Below are 352 nucleotides of genomic sequence, written 5' to 3' on the forward strand. Positions count from 1 at the left end.
CTGAGATGCGCGTCGATGGGAATGTCGAACAGCAGCGAGTGCGAAATCTGGCTGAGGCCCGAGATCGCGGCGACGAGGACACCGCTCAGCAACCCGACGACAATGGCGACCAGGACGAGACCAGTCTCGCGACTGCGCACGAAATTGCGCAAGAACTGCGGCAGCAGACTGATGCCGGGAGCAGGCGCCGGCTTCGCGGCATTTTGCGCCAACGCCATCCTATGCCGGATCCCGCAGCGGCTCGGTGCGCACGACACGGAAGCCCATGTTGCTCGACGAGCTATCGGGCGTGTTGGAGCCTCGTGCCGCTACGCGGTAGCGATTGCAGTAGGACTCGTGGCAGAGGAAGGAT

Annotated in this window: 1 protein-coding gene and 1 pseudogene; both read right to left on the bottom strand. The window is 63.6% G+C overall.

Going from position 1 to position 352, the window contains the following annotated elements; all coding sequences use genetic code 11:
- Nucleotides 1–218 (bottom strand): annotated as a pseudogene (locus AC5ZGW_RS47705) (chloride channel protein); the annotation flags it as partial.
- Nucleotide 219: 1 nt separating this feature from the next.
- A partial coding sequence (locus AC5ZGW_RS47710; RefSeq protein WP_496114346.1) for an SUMF1/EgtB/PvdO family nonheme iron enzyme occupies nt 220–352 on the bottom strand: 133 nt, incomplete at its 5' end.

This window comes from Bradyrhizobium sp. Crot121 (assembly GCF_059512385.1).